15 protein-coding genes are annotated in these 18,153 nt (G+C 37.1%); all 15 read right to left on the reverse strand.

What is annotated here, in order from left to right:
- Positions 1-10: 10 nt before the first annotated feature.
- The 15 genes from DZ858_RS08500 to DZ858_RS08570 all read right to left on the reverse strand — a co-directional run bounded on the left by DZ858_RS08500 (position 11) and on the right by DZ858_RS08570 (position 18,117).
- Positions 11-2,959: a GAF domain-containing sensor histidine kinase gene (locus DZ858_RS08500; protein ID WP_117159132.1), complete on the reverse strand. Its 2,949-nt coding sequence runs from the start codon at positions 2,957-2,959 to the stop codon at positions 11-13.
- Positions 2,943-6,635 carry a sensor histidine kinase gene (locus tag DZ858_RS08505; protein ID WP_117159133.1) on the reverse strand — a complete coding sequence of 1,231 codons (3,693 nt, stop codon included), beginning with the start codon at positions 6,633-6,635 and terminating at the stop codon, positions 2,943-2,945. Before DZ858_RS08505 ends, DZ858_RS08500 begins: the two co-directional genes overlap by 17 nt.
- Before the next feature lie 2 nt (positions 6,636-6,637).
- A complete protein-coding gene (locus tag DZ858_RS15315) occupies positions 6,638-8,179 on the reverse strand; it encodes a sensor histidine kinase (RefSeq protein WP_239990745.1) in 1,542 nt (513 codons plus the stop codon).
- Between the two features lie 301 nt (positions 8,180-8,480).
- Entirely contained in the window at positions 8,481-9,782 is a 1,302-nt protein-coding gene (locus DZ858_RS08515) for an APC family permease (RefSeq protein WP_117159134.1), read from the reverse strand.
- A gap of 114 nt (positions 9,783-9,896) precedes the next feature.
- The gene (locus DZ858_RS08520) at positions 9,897-11,078 is read right to left on the reverse strand and encodes a dipeptidase (RefSeq protein WP_117159135.1); all 1,182 of its coding nucleotides are present in this window, start codon (positions 11,076-11,078) and stop codon (positions 9,897-9,899) included.
- A 24-nt stretch (positions 11,079-11,102) separates the two neighbouring features.
- Positions 11,103-11,879 carry a hypothetical protein gene (locus DZ858_RS08525; RefSeq protein WP_147309580.1) on the reverse strand — a complete coding sequence of 259 codons (777 nt, stop codon included), beginning with the start codon at positions 11,877-11,879 and terminating at the stop codon, positions 11,103-11,105.
- A gap of 12 nt (positions 11,880-11,891) precedes the next feature.
- Positions 11,892-12,641 (reverse strand): DUF6090 family protein, encoded by a 750-nt coding sequence (locus tag DZ858_RS08530; protein WP_117159137.1) that lies wholly within the window; start codon positions 12,639-12,641, stop codon positions 11,892-11,894.
- Positions 12,634-13,446 (reverse strand): DUF6090 family protein, encoded by an 813-nt coding sequence (locus DZ858_RS08535; RefSeq protein ID WP_117159138.1) that lies wholly within the window; start codon positions 13,444-13,446, stop codon positions 12,634-12,636. The genes DZ858_RS08530 and DZ858_RS08535 overlap by 8 nt, the downstream gene beginning before the upstream one ends.
- A gap of 135 nt (positions 13,447-13,581) precedes the next feature.
- Positions 13,582-13,707 (reverse strand): SDR family NAD(P)-dependent oxidoreductase, encoded by a 126-nt coding sequence (locus DZ858_RS15240; RefSeq protein ID WP_205120350.1) that lies wholly within the window; start codon positions 13,705-13,707, stop codon positions 13,582-13,584.
- 37 nt (positions 13,708-13,744) lie between these two features.
- Entirely contained in the window at positions 13,745-14,050 is a 306-nt protein-coding gene (locus DZ858_RS08545; RefSeq protein ID WP_117159566.1) for an EthD family reductase, read from the reverse strand.
- A 98-nt stretch (positions 14,051-14,148) separates the two neighbouring features.
- Positions 14,149-15,702, reverse strand: a complete 1,554-nt coding sequence (locus DZ858_RS08550) for a M20/M25/M40 family metallo-hydrolase (protein ID WP_117159139.1) — start codon at positions 15,700-15,702, stop codon at positions 14,149-14,151.
- 71 nt (positions 15,703-15,773) lie between these two features.
- Positions 15,774-16,298 carry a RidA family protein gene (locus DZ858_RS08555; protein WP_117159140.1) on the reverse strand — a complete coding sequence of 175 codons (525 nt, stop codon included), beginning with the start codon at positions 16,296-16,298 and terminating at the stop codon, positions 15,774-15,776.
- A gap of 29 nt (positions 16,299-16,327) precedes the next feature.
- On the reverse strand, positions 16,328-16,843 hold the full coding sequence (locus DZ858_RS08560; protein WP_117159141.1) for a hypothetical protein: 516 nt from the start codon (positions 16,841-16,843) through the stop codon (positions 16,328-16,330).
- A 72-nt stretch (positions 16,844-16,915) separates the two neighbouring features.
- Positions 16,916-17,251 (reverse strand): hypothetical protein, encoded by a 336-nt coding sequence (locus DZ858_RS08565; protein WP_117159142.1) that lies wholly within the window; start codon positions 17,249-17,251, stop codon positions 16,916-16,918.
- A 95-nt stretch (positions 17,252-17,346) separates the two neighbouring features.
- Entirely contained in the window at positions 17,347-18,117 is a 771-nt protein-coding gene (locus DZ858_RS08570) for a hypothetical protein (RefSeq protein ID WP_117159143.1), read from the reverse strand.
- Positions 18,118-18,153: the final 36 nt, after the last annotated feature.

Here is an 18,153-nt window from a genome sequence, read left to right on the forward strand (position 1 = left end):
TTATATATTTTTAGATTGGTAATTTAATTATGAATTTCGTAAACGAATCATCTCCTTTTTTCGATTCAACTTGTAAACTGCCACCGTGGGCTTTTATAATATCGTTTGTAATAGAAAGCCCTAATCCGGTGCCTTCAGTACCTCTTTTTGTTGTAAAAAAGGGCATTAATATTTTATCTTGAAGCTCTATAGGGATACCAAAACCATTGTCTCGAATCGCAATCATTACAGCATGGTTTTTTTCGAAGCTCTTGATGGTTAGTTTAGGCTGGTAGGTGCCTTCTGTGCTTTCTTTTTTGAGTCGTTCGTACATGGCATCAAAAGCATTATTACAAAGATTGAGGATAACCCGACTAATATCTTCGATGATAACTGGCACTTTACGGATCGAGGCATCTAACTGAAAATCTAAGGACACATTCATCGGCTTTTTTCCAGCACGCATACCGTGGAATGCAAGATTAACATATTCTTTAAGCATATCGTTTATCTGCGAAGCTTCCTTAATACCATTGCCACCACGACTATGTAACAGCATAGACTTGACAATACTGTCAGCCCTTGAGCCATGTTGATGTATCTTCTTTTGGTTTGCAACTACATCTTCTAGAATAGATTTAATCTCTTCCTTTTCATCACTTTTAGCGGTTTTTTTAAGTTCATCTAATACTTCATCAATAAGTTCTAAATTCAATTCAGAAAAATTATTGACAAAATTCAGGGGGTTCTTAATCTCATGAGCGATACCTGCAGAAAGTTGGCCTAAGGAGGCAAGCTTTTCTTGCTGAATTAATTGTTCTTGTGCAGATTCTAATTCTTTTAAAGCAATTTGAAGTTTCTTGTAGGCTTCGGCATTTTGCATAGCAACACCAACATTGGCAGCAATTGTTTTCAATAATCGCAAATCGTATTCATTAAAACGATTCTGCCTTTCTGTACTTTGAACACTAATAACACCTGTAGCAGTATCGCCAATAACGATGGGAACTCCAAGATATGATTGCACCCATTTTCCTTTTTTTTCGGCTTTGATTTCCTCATAGGCTCGTTCCATATCTTCATTGATGAGCAGTGGTTCTTTACTGATTATTATTTTTTCGGTAATTCCGTTGCCGAATTCCCTTGAATTTGCATCATCTTCGCCATACATATATGGAAAGTGAAGCATATTGGCCTTTCGGTCGTGGATTGCCAAATACACAATATCTGCATTAAACGTTTGAAGCATCTGATCACCAATCAGTTTTATAAGCGATTTAAGGTCGAGTTGGGAAACCAAGGCATGACTTATCTTGTTAACGGTGTGTAATTCGGTGGCACGCTGTTTTGTTTCTTCTAGAAGGCGAGCCGTTTCGTTAAAGAGTCGAGCGTTTTCTAAGGCTACCGTCATACTATTTGCAAGCGTACTTAATAGTCTTATATCAGATTCAGAAAAGGCATTTTCACTTTCCACATTCTGTAAACTAACGTAACCCCTTACTTCCTTTCCTGTAATCATAGGGACGTAGAGTGCAGATTTAGTAAATTGGGTGCCAGGAAGAACTGTTGGGACTTCACCCGTAATCGCTGTCCACATTTCATCTACATTTTCATTTAAATAGAGCAGCTTTTTCGATATGATAATTTTTTTTCGAAGCGTGTCAATGGGGCGTGGCTCTAGCGTAAACCTCTGGCCGTCTTCAAAAATATAGTTGAATTCTTCTAGACCTTCTTTGTGATTAAAGGTTGAAACGGCAACTACTTGAGCATTAAATAAAGATCGTATTCGTTCGCCCACCAATTCATAAATACCCTGCATATCCATCTCAGCAACCAAACCTTGCTGTACGCCGTTAATTACTGCTAGTTCTGCATTTCGTTGCTCCGCTTCATTAAAAAGTCTTGCGTTTTCTAAGGCGACGCTCATACTGTTTGCTAGTGTACTCAATAACCGAACATCTGAAGAGTTAAAAGCCTGTTCTTTATCAAGGTTTTGAAGACTAACACACCCCTTAACAACTTCTCCTACCATTAATGGAACAAAAAGCATGGATTGTGGCAATCGTGTGCCGGGAACAGCTACATTCTTTTTACCGGTAATTTTAAAGATTTGCTGATCCACATTTTCATTTACCAGAAGCAAGGAACGGTTTGTTATAATCCAGTTTCGTAAATGATTCAACGGCCTGGGCTCAGGGTAGATTCGTTCGCCATCCTCAAACAAATAATGAAAGTGTTCCATATTTGTATCATGGTCAAAAGAATAAATGCCGGTTACTTGTGCATCAAACAGATTTCGGATTCGCTCACCGACCAAATCGTAAATTCCCTGCATATTCATTTCGGCAACCAAACCTTGCTGCACACTATTGATTACAGACAATTCGGCATTTCGTTGTTCTGCTTCATTGAAAAGTCTAGCATTTTCCAGTCCAACACTCATACTATTGGCTATGGTCTCCAGTAATTTCACATCATTAGTTGAAAAAGCAAGTTCCCGATCCAAATTCTGAATGCTCACATAGCCAGACACATTGTTTCTAACTACCATTGGGACTAATAAAATTGATTTTGGCAACTTCGTGCCTGGAACAGCTGTTGCTGGCATTCCAGAAATTTTTGCAACCTTTTTAGGAAGATCTTTATCTATTAAAATAAGTTCTTTTTTATCGATCAAGAGTTTTCTTACGGCATCTAACTTTCGAGGTTTGGGGCTAATAAGTTCGCCATCTTCATATAAGAAATTAAAAATTTCCATTTGCTTGTCGTGATCTATGGTGTAAATACCTACAACCTGGGCATCAAACAAATCCCTAATTTTATCTCCAACCATATTATAAATTCCTTGCATACCAATCTCTTTGTTGATGGCTTCCTGTATGCTGTTCAACAAGGATAGTTCGGCCTCACGCTGTTTTAATTGATGCGTTAGGGAGTTCAAGTTGGTCTCCTCTGCTATATTCTTATTTGGTCGATTCATATAGAACTTTTAAAGGTTTGGATGCTTTTTTTGGGTCGGGTAATAAGACGGAAAATATAGTTCCTTCATGCTCTTCAGTTTCAACAGTAATCTCACCTCCATGCGCTTTTACAATATCGTAACTCATACTTAAACCCAACCCAGTTCCTTGCCCCGTAGGCTTGGTGGTAAAAAAGGGCTGATATATTTTATCTAAAACATATTTTGGGATTCCGTTGCCGTTGTCTTTTACTGAAATTTCAATTTTATTTTTCAATTTTTTTGTTGAAACCGAAACAGTTGGTCGATACTCTTTTATGTCTGAATTTTTTCCTCTTTCATCTTCAGTACTTCTGTTCAATCCTACTTTATTCTCTACAAGCCGCTCAGCACATGCATAAAAGGCATTGGTCAATAAATTTAGGACTACACGGCCCAGGTCTTGCGGAATTATTTCAATTTTTCCGATGGAATCGTCATAATTGGTTTCTAAAGTAGCATTGAAATTTTTATCCTTGGCTCGAAGTCCATGATATGCCAATCTTAAATACTCATCAACTAGTTTGTTAATGTCTGTTGGTTCTTGGATACCGCTACTAGTACGACTGTGTTGGAGCATTCCCTTTACTATTTCTTCGGCTCGCTTGCCGTGATGGGTGACTTTTTCAATGGTTTTTTTAATTTCTGAAGAAATGCTTTTAGCTTCTTCTATATTCCCTTTGTTGACTTCTTCGTTCATTTCGGCTAAAAGCTCATTACTCACTTCAGAAAAATTGTTAACGAAATTCAATGGATTTTGTATTTCGTGTGCAATTCCGGCGGTGAGCTCGCCCAATGATGCCATTTTTTCTGAATGAATAAGCTGTACCTGTGTGGACTTAAGCTCGGTATACGCTTTTTCAATTTCCTTCGCATGTTTAAGTTCACGTTGTATTCCTTTTTGATGCTCATTGAATAAAACACGCTTTCGCTGAAACCTATCCAAATAGAACAAACCGATAAAAAATAATAAAGCATAAAACAGATAAGCATACCAAGTGCGGTACCAAGGCGGGAGTATTGTAAAGTGGTACTCCAGTGGTTCGCTCCAGAGCCCATTTGGACTTTTGGCTTTTACCAAAAACGTGTACTTGCCTTCGTGAATATTACCAAAGCTGGCCGAACTGTTTTCGGTTATAGGATTCCAGTGTTCATCGTACCCTCGTAATATATATTGGTAGCGCAACAATTGCGGTCGTGTGGTTTCCACTCCTAAAAAATCAAAACTAATGTTGTTATTGGAGTAGGGGAGTTCCAAATTTTTGGGAATTGCGTAAAACGATTGAATGCTATCAAAACGGACGTTCCGGTATCTATGTACCATACTATCCAGAGTGCTTGTGGAGAGTTTTCTTTTAAAAGTGAGCAGCTCATCGGTAATATACGAAGGAGTAGTGTTGTTTTTTTCTGTTAAAAGCGAATTATTTTTTCGGCCCCATTCAAGACTGTGCCAGCTTATAAGCTCGTTGTTTATTTTAATGTTTTCAAGGAAAACTTTTGGAGGGGTGGAGCTTCTTTGGACGCTTCCGTAATCAAAACGCACCAATTTATCCCCGGTTCCTGCCCAGATTATGCCTTTTTCTTCTTCAAGCATACTCTCGTTGTTGCTAATGTCTTTAATGGAATACCCTGTGTTTTCATTATAATTTTCTATTCCATCTTTAGCTATTTTTCCCTTTTCTGAAGCAATACCTCCTTTAAATACAGTAAAACCTACATTGGTACCTATTACTATGTTGCCGTTGTAATCTTCTATAATGTGGTACACCACATCATTGGCCAAGCCTTGTGTCGTGCTAAAGTTTTCGAAAATGTTTTCGGTTTGATTGGCATCTATATTTTCCAATTTTTCAAGCCGTTCTTTTTTAATGACGGAAATACCGCCACCCCAACTGCCTATGATTATGTTCCCGTTTTTATCTTGTATTACCGATGAAAGTTTATTGTCTGGCAAACCTTGATCTTTAGTAAAGTTCATAAAGTTTTTACCATCATATCGGCTCAAACCACCTCTTGTGGCAATCCATAGATTGTCTTGGTTGTCTTCCCAAAACCCCCAAATCGTTTTGTGTACAAGGCCCTGTTCTGTATTGAAATTTCGAGACGATTTACCGTCAAATACGCCTATTCCGTTATTATAGGTTCCAATCCAGAGGCGGTTTTTAGTATCGTTATAAAGAGTGGTAATTTCATTAGCTGGCAAACCATTATTTACGGTGTAATTTATAAACGAGTTCCCAGTAAATTTACTTAGACCTGCATACCCTCCAAAATACAAGTTGCCCTCTTGGTCTTTTGCTGCAGCATATTGGGTATGCCCCAAAAGTCCATGAGTAGGAGTATAGTTTATGTAGGTACCTTCATAAGGGGTCTCATTTTTTTTCGTGTATTTTACAATACCTGCATTGGATGGAGCAAACCACATATTCCCGTCATCGTCCTGTGTGGTGGCATAAATGGCTTCGCCTGGAAGGCCTTGCTTATTTGTGTATTCCAAAACGGTCTGCCCATCGTACCTATCCAGTCCGCCACCATAGGTTCCAAACCAAAGGCTACCTGCTTCATCTTCTGTAATGCTATTTACTCTGTTAAATGCGAGAGCTTGTTCCTTGGTAAAGTTTATAAAGTTGTTGTTTTGTTTTTCATATTTTGAAACGCCTTCCATTGTGCCCACCCAAACGCTACCTTGGCTGTCTATAGTAACGCACGTAATATCGTTGTCCACCAAACCATCTGCAAGGGTGAGGGGTTTGAAGCTTTCTTCAAGTGAACCAGATTTTGCGGGTTTATATCTGCAAAGAGCCTGTTGGGTGCCTAGCCATATTGTTCCATTAGTATCTTCGGCGATGGCTATTGCCGTTTTGTTTTTTAAATTAAATTTTTCTGAAAAATTTAGCAGTTTACCGTTAGTAGCAAGTTTCCAAATCCCTTCGCTACCTGCAAACCATAATTGGCTTTGGCTGTCTTCCATAATATCATTTACGGGACTTTTCAAAACTTCATATCTTTTAAAAGGCTTTTGATTAATAATTTTATGGTTTGGATTGAAGCTACAAATACCTTTGTCGGTTCCTGCCCAAATAACCCCTTTGCTATCTTCTATTATTTTAAAAACATCATTGTCTGGAAGACCATCTTCAACTGTAAAATTTTCAAATGTTTTGCCGTTATACTTGCTTACACCGCCGTATGTGCCAAACCAAATGTTTCCTTTACTATCCTCAGTTATAGAGTTGATGAGATTATGAATAAGACCGTGTGCGGATGTGAAGTTGATAAATGCCTTCCCGTTATATTTGCTCACCCCGTTGCCAGAAGTACCAAACCATAGGTTACCTACACTATCTTTATAACCACAAAGAATACTGCTCATTGCCAGCCCTTGCTGGGTGTTGAAGTTTTGCATATCCACATAGAATCCTGCGGAAGTCTTTATGGGTTCGGGCCTTTGGGATAATAGAATAGTTTTGGGAGCTTGTAAATCGGAAAGTTTATTCACAACGGGTTTTCCAGCAGGAATAACTACTGGTGGTAAAATGGTATCGTGTTTTTCAAAAATGCTTTGTCCCTTTTGTGGTTGGTTTGAATTACAAGAAACGATTAACAATACCGCAAGGCTGAAGAAAATAATCTGAAATATGTATTTATTTGTTTTCATCGTTACTTTGGTGTATCGCTCTTTTGGTTTTGGTCTTTTTTTTGATGCAAGGGGAGCTCGATAATAAATGTAGTGCCTTTCTCTTTTTTAGTTTGTACTTTCAACTCTCCACTTTGCGCTTTTACAATATCATAACTCAGGCTCAAGCCCAACCCTGTTCCCTCTCCTGTAGGTTTAGTTGTAAAAAAGGGTTGAAATATTTTATCCAAAATATTTTGTGGAATGCCATTCCCATTGTCCGAAATTTTTATTTCAATTTTCTCTTTGTTTTTTTTGGTGCTGATGGAAACGGTAGGTTGATAGTATTTAAGATTTTGTTGTTTTTTATCATTTACCGCATAGAATGCATTGTTTAATAAATTCAAAATCACACGTCCCATATCCTGCGGAATTAAATATACTTTCCCAATAGATTCATCAAAATCTGTTTCTAATGTTGCGTTGAATGATTTATCCTTCGCTCGTAAACCATGATACGCTAGCCTTAAATATTCATCGGCCAATGCATTTATATCTGCATATTTTTTTTCATCCGTATTTTTCCGGCTGTGTTGTAACATTCCTTTCACAATACCATCGGCGCGTTTACCGTGGTACAGTGTTTTTTCTAAATTCTGAATAACATCTTTTGTTATAAATTTGACCTCTTCGATATTGCCACTGTTTAATTCTTCGAGCATTTCCTCGAGCAGTTCCATACTTATTTCAGAAAAATTATTGACAAAGTTGAGTGGGTTTTGGATTTCGTGGGCAATACCAGCGGTCAGTTCCCCAAGGCTTGCCATTTTTTCAGAATGGATGAGTTGCGATTGTGTAGCTTTAAGTTCAATAAGGGTTTTTTCCAATGTCTCTTTTTCCAGTTTAAGATTCTCAGCTTGCTCTTCTGCTTTAGCAACATCCATAAACCGCCGATAGGCTAGTTCAAAAACATTTCTAAATCTTTTTAGTATTTCAAGCTGTTGTTTTGTGATGGAATTGTAAGTGGAAATACCCAAATGTCCTTCTCCAATAGAATATAGATAGAAACAAACCGAACGGGCTTCAAGTAATTTTTTATCGAATGTTGAGGTTGTATTTTTTCTCCATGTAAGCCAGTCTTCAAATTCCTTATCCTTAATTTCTTTTTGGTATAAGGCATTGTGCGAGGTGTCCAGCTCATCGTATAGGTTTTGTATTATGGGCGAGGTTTCATACCGAGATTCCTTAAATATTTCGGCGGTGCCTTCTGTGTAAATGCAAACCAGGTAATTTTGATTGTCACCAAGGTTAATGACCACTTGGGCGTTGCGGATGTTAGTAAAATCTAAAAGACGTAGTTCGTTATATAAAGACTCTGCAACCTTGATAAGGTCATTCGATTTTTGAATGGTCAATGCCACCGCTCTCATTCGTTCCAGCGATGCTTCAATGTCTAGTTCAAATTCTGATTTAGTTAATGCCCGAGCTGTATCTTGAGCCGCTTTGGTGAGAACGTTTTTTTCTTCAGTAGAAACGTGTTCTATTGATTCAAAAAAATCTACTATTTTTTGAAGATTATCGTTCATTACTATACTATTTATTTACCAAAGTGACCTTTGGGTATTTTTTGTTAAGTATAATGAGGGACTTATGTTGTGGGGGATAGTGTTAAAGTTACTAAAAATATCCCTATAAATACTCCTTGATATACGTGACATTTTTAGTGAAGCTAACCAATAGTAACATAAAAAGGAAGTGGTTTTGGACAAAGACGTTTTAAAACTTTCCGAAGGGGTAGAAATGGTTACCGAAACAATAGAATATGGGGTATTTAAGAGGTTAAACCTAGGTGTAGACCTGACAATGTCATTTTTATAAAGAGCTTTATTATACGGGTTTCTTTTTCAAGAATTTAATAAACCCAAAAATCAAAGTTAGAATTCCGATGAAAGCAACTGTTCCAATCATTTCATGTGCCGAAAGACTTGATAAAAAGTATAGGATTATAGCAATAGCTAAAACGGGTACAGCCCAACCTCCTGGAATTTTAAATCCGCCAGTGTAATCTTTTTGAGATTTGCGCAGTTTCATTACTGATAGTGCGACGCCTAAATAAAGAATTAGCATCGAACTACTAGCGATGACTGCTAATTGTTCAAAACTGCCGGAAACAGCTAGAATAAAACCGATAGTTGCATATATAATGATGGCTATATGTGGCGTAGCAAATGATTTGTGAATTTTGGAAAGTGCCTTTATAGGGATTACCTTATCCCTTGAAAGTGCATAAACTATTCTTGGACTATTAAGAATAGTACCACTCATATATCCAAACATAGAGACGACAGCGCCAACAATTAAAAGCATATATCCAAAATGACCAAAAACCACTTTGGCAGTTTCAGCAAGTGGCGCCGCTTTAAAATTGGGTAAACTATCCCCTAATACACCTTGAGAAACGGTTTGAATTAACACGTAAACAACTACAACTGCTGTAATACTTATTAAAATAGCTCTCGGAATTGTGCGTTTTGGGTTAACAACCTCCCCACCAACAATAATTCCCGTTTCACAACCCTGAAAAGCAAAAAATAAAATAAGTGATGTTTCGCCTAATGTTTTGAGACTTGGCATATTTTGAAAATACAAATTACTTACGGAAACATCTTTAAAGCCAATAGTAATTAATAAAAGCAATGGTATTAGCTTAACAATTGTATTGAACTTTACCAAACCCATCCCTTGTTTTAAGCCAATCACATTGATGTAAACCAAGCCATAAAAAAGAATAAATAAAAATAAAAAGCGAGGCCATCCGTTTTCAAATATGGGGTATGCCGAAGCAATAACATTTACCAAAGCGTTAGAAACTGCGGCATCTGCAAACAGATTACTTCCAACAGCAAAAAAGCCCGCTACAAAGCCAGCATAATCTCCAAAAGCTGTTTCAATATAGGTATAGGGTCCGCCGGTGTTTGTTACTTTACTTCCCGCTTCGGCAAAGCAAAGCATAACCATTGCCATTAACAAGCCACAAAAAAGATAAGCAATGATGCTGGATGCTCCCAAATAGCTGGCTACAATGGCAGGTAATACAAAAATACCTGAGCCAATAATGATGTTGATAATGTTGGCCGAAAGGCCGAATACTCCAACCCTTCTTTTTAAACCTTCGTCTTTTTTAATCATAATTTCTCTTTATTTAAAAGAACCATTATCCACATCTTTTATAAACTTAATTAATCTTGCGAAATAAGTTTTTTAAAAGAGTAATGTTAAGTATGGTTTTCATACTGATTGATATTATTTAGTTTCATTCGCTTTTAAAACCCGCAACAGATTTCCGCCAAGAATTTTATCAATAGCTTTTTCGCTATAGCCTTTTTCAATCAAAGCTTTTGTAATCAATGGGTAATCGGTAACGTCATCCAATTGTTTTGGTGGTAGAAAAATTCCATCAAAATCTGAACCGATGCCCACATAATCCACGCCTACCAAATTGATGACGTATTCTATATGTTGAATTACCATATCAAAAGGTGCACGAAGAGCTTCTGACTCGTCAGTATATTTTTTGTATATACTTTCTTGAGCGATAAATGGATTCATCCCAGCTTGCATTAGGGAATCTATTTCAGCTTTGTGTTTTTCAAGAAAGGCGCTTTCCCTTTTATCAACAGTTGGATCAATAAACCCTGAATTAAAGTTTATTTGAATTACGCCGCCATTTTTTGCAATCGCTTTTATTTGGTCGTCTTTCAGATTTCGAGGATGTGGACAAAGTGTATAAACCGAACTGTGGGAAGCAATAATGGGTTTTTTGGTGGTAGCGATAACATCGTAAAACGTTTGTTCACCAACGTGCGAAATATCTACTAGCATCCCCAAACTGTTCATCTTTTGGACTACTTGTTTGCCAAAAGCTGTAAGCCCATTTTTACCTTCGGAATTTTTAGCACCTTCTGGATTGGTTTCATCGGTAGCACTTGTTGCCCAATCGGTGGAGTTGTTCCACGTCAGCGTGATATAGCGTGTGCCACGATTGTAAAGAGCCTCCAATTTTGATAAATCGTTTTCAAATTGATGACCGCCTTCCAAGCCAACTAAGGCCGCGATTTTACCTTTTTTCACCGCTTTTAAAAGCTCTTTGGAATTGGTGACTTTTACAATTTTATCAGGATTCCGTTTGATGACGGCATCCAAACTATCTATTTGTCGGTTGGCAAAGGCATACGGATTTACCTGTTCACCATCGCTAAAAACAGAAAAAAACTGAACATCTAAGCCGCCTTCTTTCATCCTATTGAGGTCGCTGTGGGTTCTACCTTTTAAATCGGTGTCAAAAATCAGATTCCGCTCCATTGTTTGGCTTAGAAAATCATTGTGAGTGTCAACCAAAATGGCTTTGTTATGAATTTTTTGATACTTCTGGGCGCTTAGTTGAAACGTTGCGAGTAAACAGAAGAGAAGTAATTTGGCTTTCATGTTTTGGTTTTTTGTATTGTTGTTTTATTTTTCACCTTTCAATGCTTGGTTTATCAACTTGATAAGTGATTGCATTTCCTTTTCAAATTTAGGATATGCGTCTAATTGTAGCGGATTACCACCAGCAACAAATCGAAACATATAATTTTCAAATTCTTTTGACCGCAACAAGTTTTTATTGCCTTGTTTACACTTAGCTAGATCTATTCCAATCGCTTTTGAAAATCCCATATCATCAATGAAGCTTCTAAAATCGCCGTATTGAATTAAGTAATTCTTGAGGTAATCAGTAGCTTCAGCTACCTGTTCTTCCTGTGACCGTACTCGATTAACTTTTCCCTCCCAAGAAGCAAGTAAACCGCTAATGCTGTCATTCCTTATTTCTTTTAATCCTCCAGAATAGATAATTTGGTTCAAGGCCCCATTTTCATTAAAGAAAATAATATCCTCACTAAGAACGGCATAAATTAATCGTGATAAATCAGGTTCTGTAAGATTATCTATCAGGCTATCATTATTCATTATATTAATAATTTTATAAGCATTGTCCAATGTGCCGGACAACTCCTCTTTTTCTGCCGAGAGTGATTTGAGGTTATTTGCCATCTCTCCTTTAATCTGTATCAAATAGTTTTCTTGTTGCTTTTGAATGGTGTGATCTTGCTGTTTTTTATTCAAATAAAGGGCAATTAAAATACCGATAACAACAAGGATTATTTCGCCAAAAGCGTAAAGCATATATTTCGAAAAACGATTCTCTTTTATCATGCGTTGTCTTATATGTCTGAAAAATTTAATCATGTAACAGCCATTTTATTGAGCTAAATAACCTTTAATGTTTCTTCTTAATCCTTGAGCTATTTCAAGGTACTTCCTATGATTTTTAATCACAATCTCATGTGAATTGCACTCTAACCGGATATGATTTCTTCCGCGTGGGCTCATAATGCCAGCTATTGCATTGTTTCTTCTTTCAACAGAGTCCTGCAAGTAGGGGATTGGAAAAGATATGTTGAACTCGAACTCAAGTCCTTCCAACTCTTTCACCCAATAAGCATTCAACGATGTCATCTCGTCATATTGAACTTTGTACAAGAGCGTACTCCAATCCAAGGTATGGGTGTAGTACTTATTAATCCGAAATGCCAATGAATCATTCGAACACAATTCGGAGATACCTAGATTCTTAGCTTTCTCATAACTAAGAACGGTCATGGTAAATGGACGTGCTGTACCATCGAATAGCTTGAACAAGGTGTCTGTGGCAGTGGTAGAGAAGTCTGATTTCCGCATATGACGTTCTAAAAAGTCCAACCTTGACACCGTAAAATCGATGGATCGGTTGAGGCCCGCAATATCTTGATCAAGATCTTTGACAATGCCTCTCAACAGCTCATTGCTTTGAGCCCTATTGACCCGTTCTTGATTCCAGTTGTTGATGCTCAAGGCAATTAAAATTCCAATAACAACAAGGATAATCTCGCCGATTGCGTATTTGAGATAGCGACTGGTTTTGCCTTCTTTTAGCATGTTTTTACGGATGTTTCTAAATAATTTAATCATCTTCTTTAAGTTTGGTCAACAATTCTTGGGTCTTTATTTTCTGTTTGTTCAGTAATCTATAATGAATAATTGCCAATTGGTATCTGTAATTTATCGCATTGATCATAAAAAGCTGTTTCTCGGGAATTTGCAAATTCGACCTTGTAATGGCTTCTAAATTAGCTTCATTTAGGCTCACAATATCAGTTGATATTTCGGCAGGAATATCTGATAAAATACCTTGAAACATGTTTCTTTCATAAAGGTCGGTCGATTGAATCTCAGTCAATTTGAGCATTTCGGGAACAAATACAGCATCGGTAAAAAGATTGTTATTTTTATTGATGACTTTTTCAATACGTTCCATTTCTTGGTAATACTTTATCAACTCGTTTTTTAAGCCATCATTACTGATAATATCGATATTTCCCGACGACAGCAATTCAATGTAAGTTGGATTGTTTTTCACAAAAGTCATCCGTGCCATTAGTTTGCCAATGGTGGCTGTAAAGGTACTGTCCACCTTAAATTCGTGATTTGCTTTGTAATAAATGATAATCGGTTTCGCAGCTTTTAGAATTTCAAATTCGAAAGCCATTTGTTGCTCTATGGATATGAGCTGCTCTTCCAAATCTCTTTGAATATTAGATAAATACACAGATTCCTTATGATGCTTAATCCGATTGGAATTCCAGTTATTGATACTCAAGGCAATTAAAATTCCAATAACCACAAGTATTATTTCGCCAATAGCGTATTTTAAATACTTTGAAGTCTTTCCTTCATTGAGAAGGTTTCGGCGGACATTTCGGAAGAGTTTTATCATAACTTGTTTCCTTTTGTACTAATAGCTTTTAGCATATTCCTTTTATGATTTACTTAATAGCCCGATACCGAAGCATCAAAATCGACATCCATTTTAGATATCGTGATGTCCAAAGATTCATTTTTGATTTTTTGCTTAAAAATCCGAAGCTGTTTCGGGATTATGCATGGTTGCAAATACTTTGTGTCCTGCACGACCAAATGTTAATGCTGTTTCAAGGCCAATGCCTTTGCTTGTTCCTGTAATGAGTACTGTTTTCATATTATTTTATTTTAATATTTTGGTTAGAATTAGTTTATTATTTCTCCACAGTTCCAACCAACAGCGTTGTACCCCCAGTTGCAAAATTGGTCAGGTCTGCAGCCATGGCCTGTCCTTCAGGAGAACCCATGGTCGTTTGCATAGCTTCTGGACTGGAGAACCAAAATTCCGCCATTCTGTAATAGGCAGCTTTTGAACCATCTGGAGCACTTAAAAATTTAGTGAGTTCAAGCTTTGTATGCCCTTTCATTTTTGCTGCTTTGGGCAAGTGGGTGTTGGCATAATAATCTTCAAATGCTGTAATGTCTGTTGGGGGTCCATACAAGACTGTTAGTTTAATCATGATTTTTTTTGCTTTAATTAATCTTTTATTTCGATTTAGTTTTTTAGTATTTATACTTCCATTTGTGTGACTCATTTAAATGAAACGAGTATTATTCTTTACTCTTCTCTCGGCAAACGTAAATCCTCTTGTGCAATTTGATAAACCAGTGCTGCAATTACAGTAGCATTGACCATTATATCACGCTCTGGAACATATTCTAAAACATCTAAATTGGTATGATGTGTTATTGTATTATAGTTTAGCGGATCTTGAATGATTTGAAATCCAGGTATTTTATAATAATCAAAAACATCGTGGTCGGTAAAATTTGTGTTTTCGATTGTAAGATTGTTGACGTCTAAATGTGCATACGGTGCCAACATTTGTTGAAAGATGGGTCTTGCCGCTTCATTGCCTTGTAAAAAGATTCCCCGCATTTGGCCAGCACCGTTATCCATATTTATGTAAGCCGAAATTTTTTCAACCTCTTTTTTTCGTGTCGTTTGCTTTACTTTTCCATAGTGGTTTTCGGCATAAGCTAAAGACCCTACATAACCTTGCTCTTCGCCACCCCAAAGTGCGATTCGTATTGTGCGTTTTGGCTTTATTCCTGATGCTTTTATAATTCGCATCACTTCCATCATAACGGCAGAACCTGCGCCATTATCGGTTGCGCCAGATGCTGAATGCCAAGAATCAAAATGGGCACCTATCATCACCACTTCGTTTTTTAATTTAGGATCTGAACCTGTGATTTCTGCTAAAATATTTACATTGTTTTCAGGTTTTAAATACAATTCAGAATCCAAATTAAATTTAATTTTTGGAGTAATTTGCCTATCGGTCAAGCGTTTTAATTTTCCGAAATTTTCAGGCGAAATAGCAAAATAGGGAAGTGGTTTCGCATCTTTTTCCCTAAAATTATAAGTACCACCTGGATGGATAACACCTGGGAAAAACGGTGTAGTTCCTAACATACCTATTGCACCTTCTGCTTTTAAGAATGCAAAAAAGGCATCATCCTTTCTCATAAAATTCGCAAAAAGAACTTCTAAATCTTCAATTAAATCTACATCTCCAATCGATGAACCTAACGGATTATTTGGAGCAGGTTTAATAGATTTTTCAGCTTCCTTAATTTGTTCTTCCGTAAAGCGAGTAGCAAGAGCTTCAAATAACATATTCTGTTTTGGTGCTGAACCAATTAAAACTGTTTTTCCTTTTAATTTTCCGCTCCATTGCTTTTTTACTTTTTCTAAATCATCATGATTTTCAATCCAAATTAAATCGCCGGTTTGCACTCCATTGGAGCTTTCCGTCCAAGCATACGGATAGGCTTGTATTTTCATATAAGCAGGTGAGGTCATTTCTACGTTAAATGATTTTACTTCCCAACCCATACAATCGTCACAATATTTTTCGAAATACACCTTGTCCATTCCCCAATTTTCGAGGGTTTTTTTAGCCCATTCTGCAGCAGTATAATATTGATCTGTTCCCGTTAATCTTGGTCCGTAAACATCAGATAAATCTGTGATAAGATTCATAACCTGTGATTTCTGAAAACCCTCGGTATTAATTTTTGAAAGTGCTTGTGGTAGGTATTGGCTGGCTGCAGCGAATCCTAAAAAAAGGAACGATACAATAAGAATTTTGGATAATATTTTCATGTGGTTGTTTATTTCTGATTAAATTATTAAATAATGTGAATGCTAAATTTTGTTGTTTTAATTTTTGTTGATCACTCTGTTTTATATACTTCCAATTCTATTTCAATCAGAAATTCAGGTAAAGCCAATTCTTTAACACCCAGCCAAGATCCAGTTGGAAATTGCTTTTTGTAGATTTCTGCTCGATAACCAGCAAATTCAAGAAATTTAGGCATATCTGTAGTGAACACATTTTCCACAACAACATCATCGAAGGTGCAGCCATAATGTTTTAGGATTTTATCTAAATCAGCATAACAGTTTTTCATTTGTTGCTCAAAATCGCCAACAGCGGTTGGGTTGCCTTCATCGTTCATACTCACGGCACCAGATATTTTTATGTTATTACCATTTTTTACCGCGTGCGAATAGCCATAGGTTTTTTCTATTTCTGGGCGTAAAAGAAAGTAGTCTGGGGTTTCATCTACAATAACAGTTTCAGTGGGTTCCGATTTTTCTACTGTTGTTGTTTCTGCTTTGGTTTTTTCGTTGCAGCTGGAGATTGAAATTGCTGCTACTAAAGCAATTCCTAATGTTAAAAACTTAGTTGTCTTCATTTTTTTTTGAATTATTTGGTTTCTATTTTTTACTGCTTCATTTCAACGCGAATAAGCCTTATAGTTTTGGTATCGCTTAAGTTTACAACCGAATGTGGTGCTTCAGGCTCTTTGTACATGGTTAGTGGAAAAGTTAAAGGTCCCGGCAGTTTCCGTGAATCAAAAATGATGTTACCTTCTCTATCAGAATCTGTAAAATAACCGGCTTCCTGAATATAGAGTACGCTTGGCCAACGATGGTGGTGCAAGGGCTCTATTTCATTTGGCTTAAGTGTAACTTCTAAGACTCTTACCTTATCATTTTCCAATACTACTTTGTGGTTGCTGGGCGCGGCAAGAACGGCATCCAGTTCGGCAGGCCAATCGGCTGGATTTCCTGTTTTATAAATAATGTTATTGGGGACTAATTTTTCTTGACTCAATTGCAAAGAAACCATTCCCGTAATAGCAGATTCATCTGTTCCGTGTGGATCTGGGTTTTGGGCTGTTGCCGAAACAATGCCAATCCATAGAAAGAAAAGGAGAGTATGTATATTTGTTTTCATGATTTTGTTTGGCTATGTGAGCTATGAGCTATGAGCTATGAGTGTGATACTTGATTTTCTTCAACTTCAACTTTAGTAAAGAATATTATCCAAAATCCAGCCCATGTTACGTTCTTTTATTACCACTTTGTTGTCTGTGGAAAAAACCTGTTGGATTTCCATTTTTAGTGCTGCCAGTTCTTGGTTTGAATAATCTTGGTGTGCAATAGCATCTTGTATTTTCTCTAAACTTTTATCTTCGTCATCACGGCAGAATTCTTCATATATTATTTCAAAAGTAGTTTTTGCCGTTTTTGATTTTATAAAGTTTAGTTCCTCTTCATCCTCCACTTGGTCCGCTTTAGCACAGAGCAGTAGGATATAAGTTTTAAGTTCTGTTTTAGTCCAGTGTGTTTGTTCGGGTTTCATCGCTTTGTTTTTTGGTATTAAAGAATATTTTGAGACTTTTTAAAGAAAAAGTGTATGGCATAGCACTGCCAAACCATACACTTATCTTCTTTGGATTAATTCCTTTCAGCAACTTTTACATTACCACTAATACCACTTAATTCCGGAACATAAATCCAAATCTCGGTTTCGCCACCGTTGGTAACTTCCATCCAATCGTTTAAAAACTGGTCCCAACTTCCGGCTCCGTACATTTCATCATATTTATTTGAAATGTCGTGATCTTCGCCCAACCATGCCGATTTTTCAAAAAATGAAATAACCGCCAGGTCTCGTCCTTCTTTGGTGCTGGAAAATTCATTGGTGTAAATACCATAGGTGTCTTCAGGCGATTTTGAGGTGTACACGTCGTGGATTTTTTTTACTAAGGCCATAGCTTCTTTGTATTTGCCTCGCTTTATGTCCCAAGTGTCCACCTCCATATTTTTTATAGTGAAATTCTTCGAAAATCTAGACAATTCTGCGTTAAAACGCCAGTAGCTTTGCGCGCCGCTATCTGCTGTTGTATATGGGGCAACGTTTGTATTCCAGTCAGCATCATGGCCTTCTTTTTGAGCGGGCCTGTTGTCTAAAGAACTCCAAGGGAATGGTCCCATGACCCATACATAACTTCCCGTGTTCGGCCCATTGGAAACCCAATACACACGTGCGCCATAGGTGCCTTCTCCGTGATATTCCTTGTTATGTGCTGCCAATCCTTTTTCAAACTGGCTTACTTGCGCAGGGTTGGGGGTTAATAGTGCATTTTCAAATACACCGTATTCGTTGCTGTTTTGCGACAGTGCCAAAAAGGGCACTAAAAGCGCTAATAAAAATATTTTTTTCATAATGTTAGTGTTGTGCCAACATATGGTTGGCTGGTT

The organism is Marixanthomonas ophiurae (genome assembly GCF_003413745.1).
Taxonomy (GTDB): Bacteria; Bacteroidota; Bacteroidia; order Flavobacteriales; family Flavobacteriaceae; genus Marixanthomonas; species Marixanthomonas ophiurae.

Bases quoted from the DNA above. Each gene is read 5' to 3' on its own strand.
- DZ858_RS08500 (WP_117159132.1), bottom strand. From the start codon at position 2,959: ATGAATCGACCAAATAAGAATATAGCAGAGGAGACCAACTTGAACTCC.
- DZ858_RS08505 (WP_117159133.1), bottom strand. From the start codon at position 6,635: ATGAAAACAAATAAATACATATTTCAGATTATTTTCTTCAGCCTTGCG.
- DZ858_RS15315 (WP_239990745.1), bottom strand. From the start codon at position 8,179: ATGAACGATAATCTTCAAAAAATAGTAGATTTTTTTGAATCAATAGAA.
- DZ858_RS08515 (WP_117159134.1), bottom strand. From the start codon at position 9,782: ATGATTAAAAAAGACGAAGGTTTAAAAAGAAGGGTTGGAGTATTCGGC.
- DZ858_RS08520 (WP_117159135.1), bottom strand. From the start codon at position 11,078: ATGAAAGCCAAATTACTTCTCTTCTGTTTACTCGCAACGTTTCAACTA.
- DZ858_RS08525 (WP_147309580.1), bottom strand. From the start codon at position 11,879: ATGATTAAATTTTTCAGACATATAAGACAACGCATGATAAAAGAGAAT.
- DZ858_RS08530 (WP_117159137.1), bottom strand. From the start codon at position 12,641: ATGATTAAATTATTTAGAAACATCCGTAAAAACATGCTAAAAGAAGGC.
- DZ858_RS08535 (WP_117159138.1), bottom strand. From the start codon at position 13,446: ATGATAAAACTCTTCCGAAATGTCCGCCGAAACCTTCTCAATGAAGGA.
- DZ858_RS15240 (WP_205120350.1), bottom strand. From the start codon at position 13,707: ATGAAAACAGTACTCATTACAGGAACAAGCAAAGGCATTGGCCTTGAA.
- DZ858_RS08545 (WP_117159566.1), bottom strand. From the start codon at position 14,050: ATGATTAAACTAACAGTCTTGTATGGACCCCCAACAGACATTACAGCA.
- DZ858_RS08550 (WP_117159139.1), bottom strand. From the start codon at position 15,702: ATGAAAATATTATCCAAAATTCTTATTGTATCGTTCCTTTTTTTAGGA.
- DZ858_RS08555 (WP_117159140.1), bottom strand. From the start codon at position 16,298: ATGAAGACAACTAAGTTTTTAACATTAGGAATTGCTTTAGTAGCAGCA.
- DZ858_RS08560 (WP_117159141.1), bottom strand. From the start codon at position 16,843: ATGAAAACAAATATACATACTCTCCTTTTCTTTCTATGGATTGGCATT.
- DZ858_RS08565 (WP_117159142.1), bottom strand. From the start codon at position 17,251: ATGAAACCCGAACAAACACACTGGACTAAAACAGAACTTAAAACTTAT.
- DZ858_RS08570 (WP_117159143.1), bottom strand. From the start codon at position 18,117: ATGAAAAAAATATTTTTATTAGCGCTTTTAGTGCCCTTTTTGGCACTG.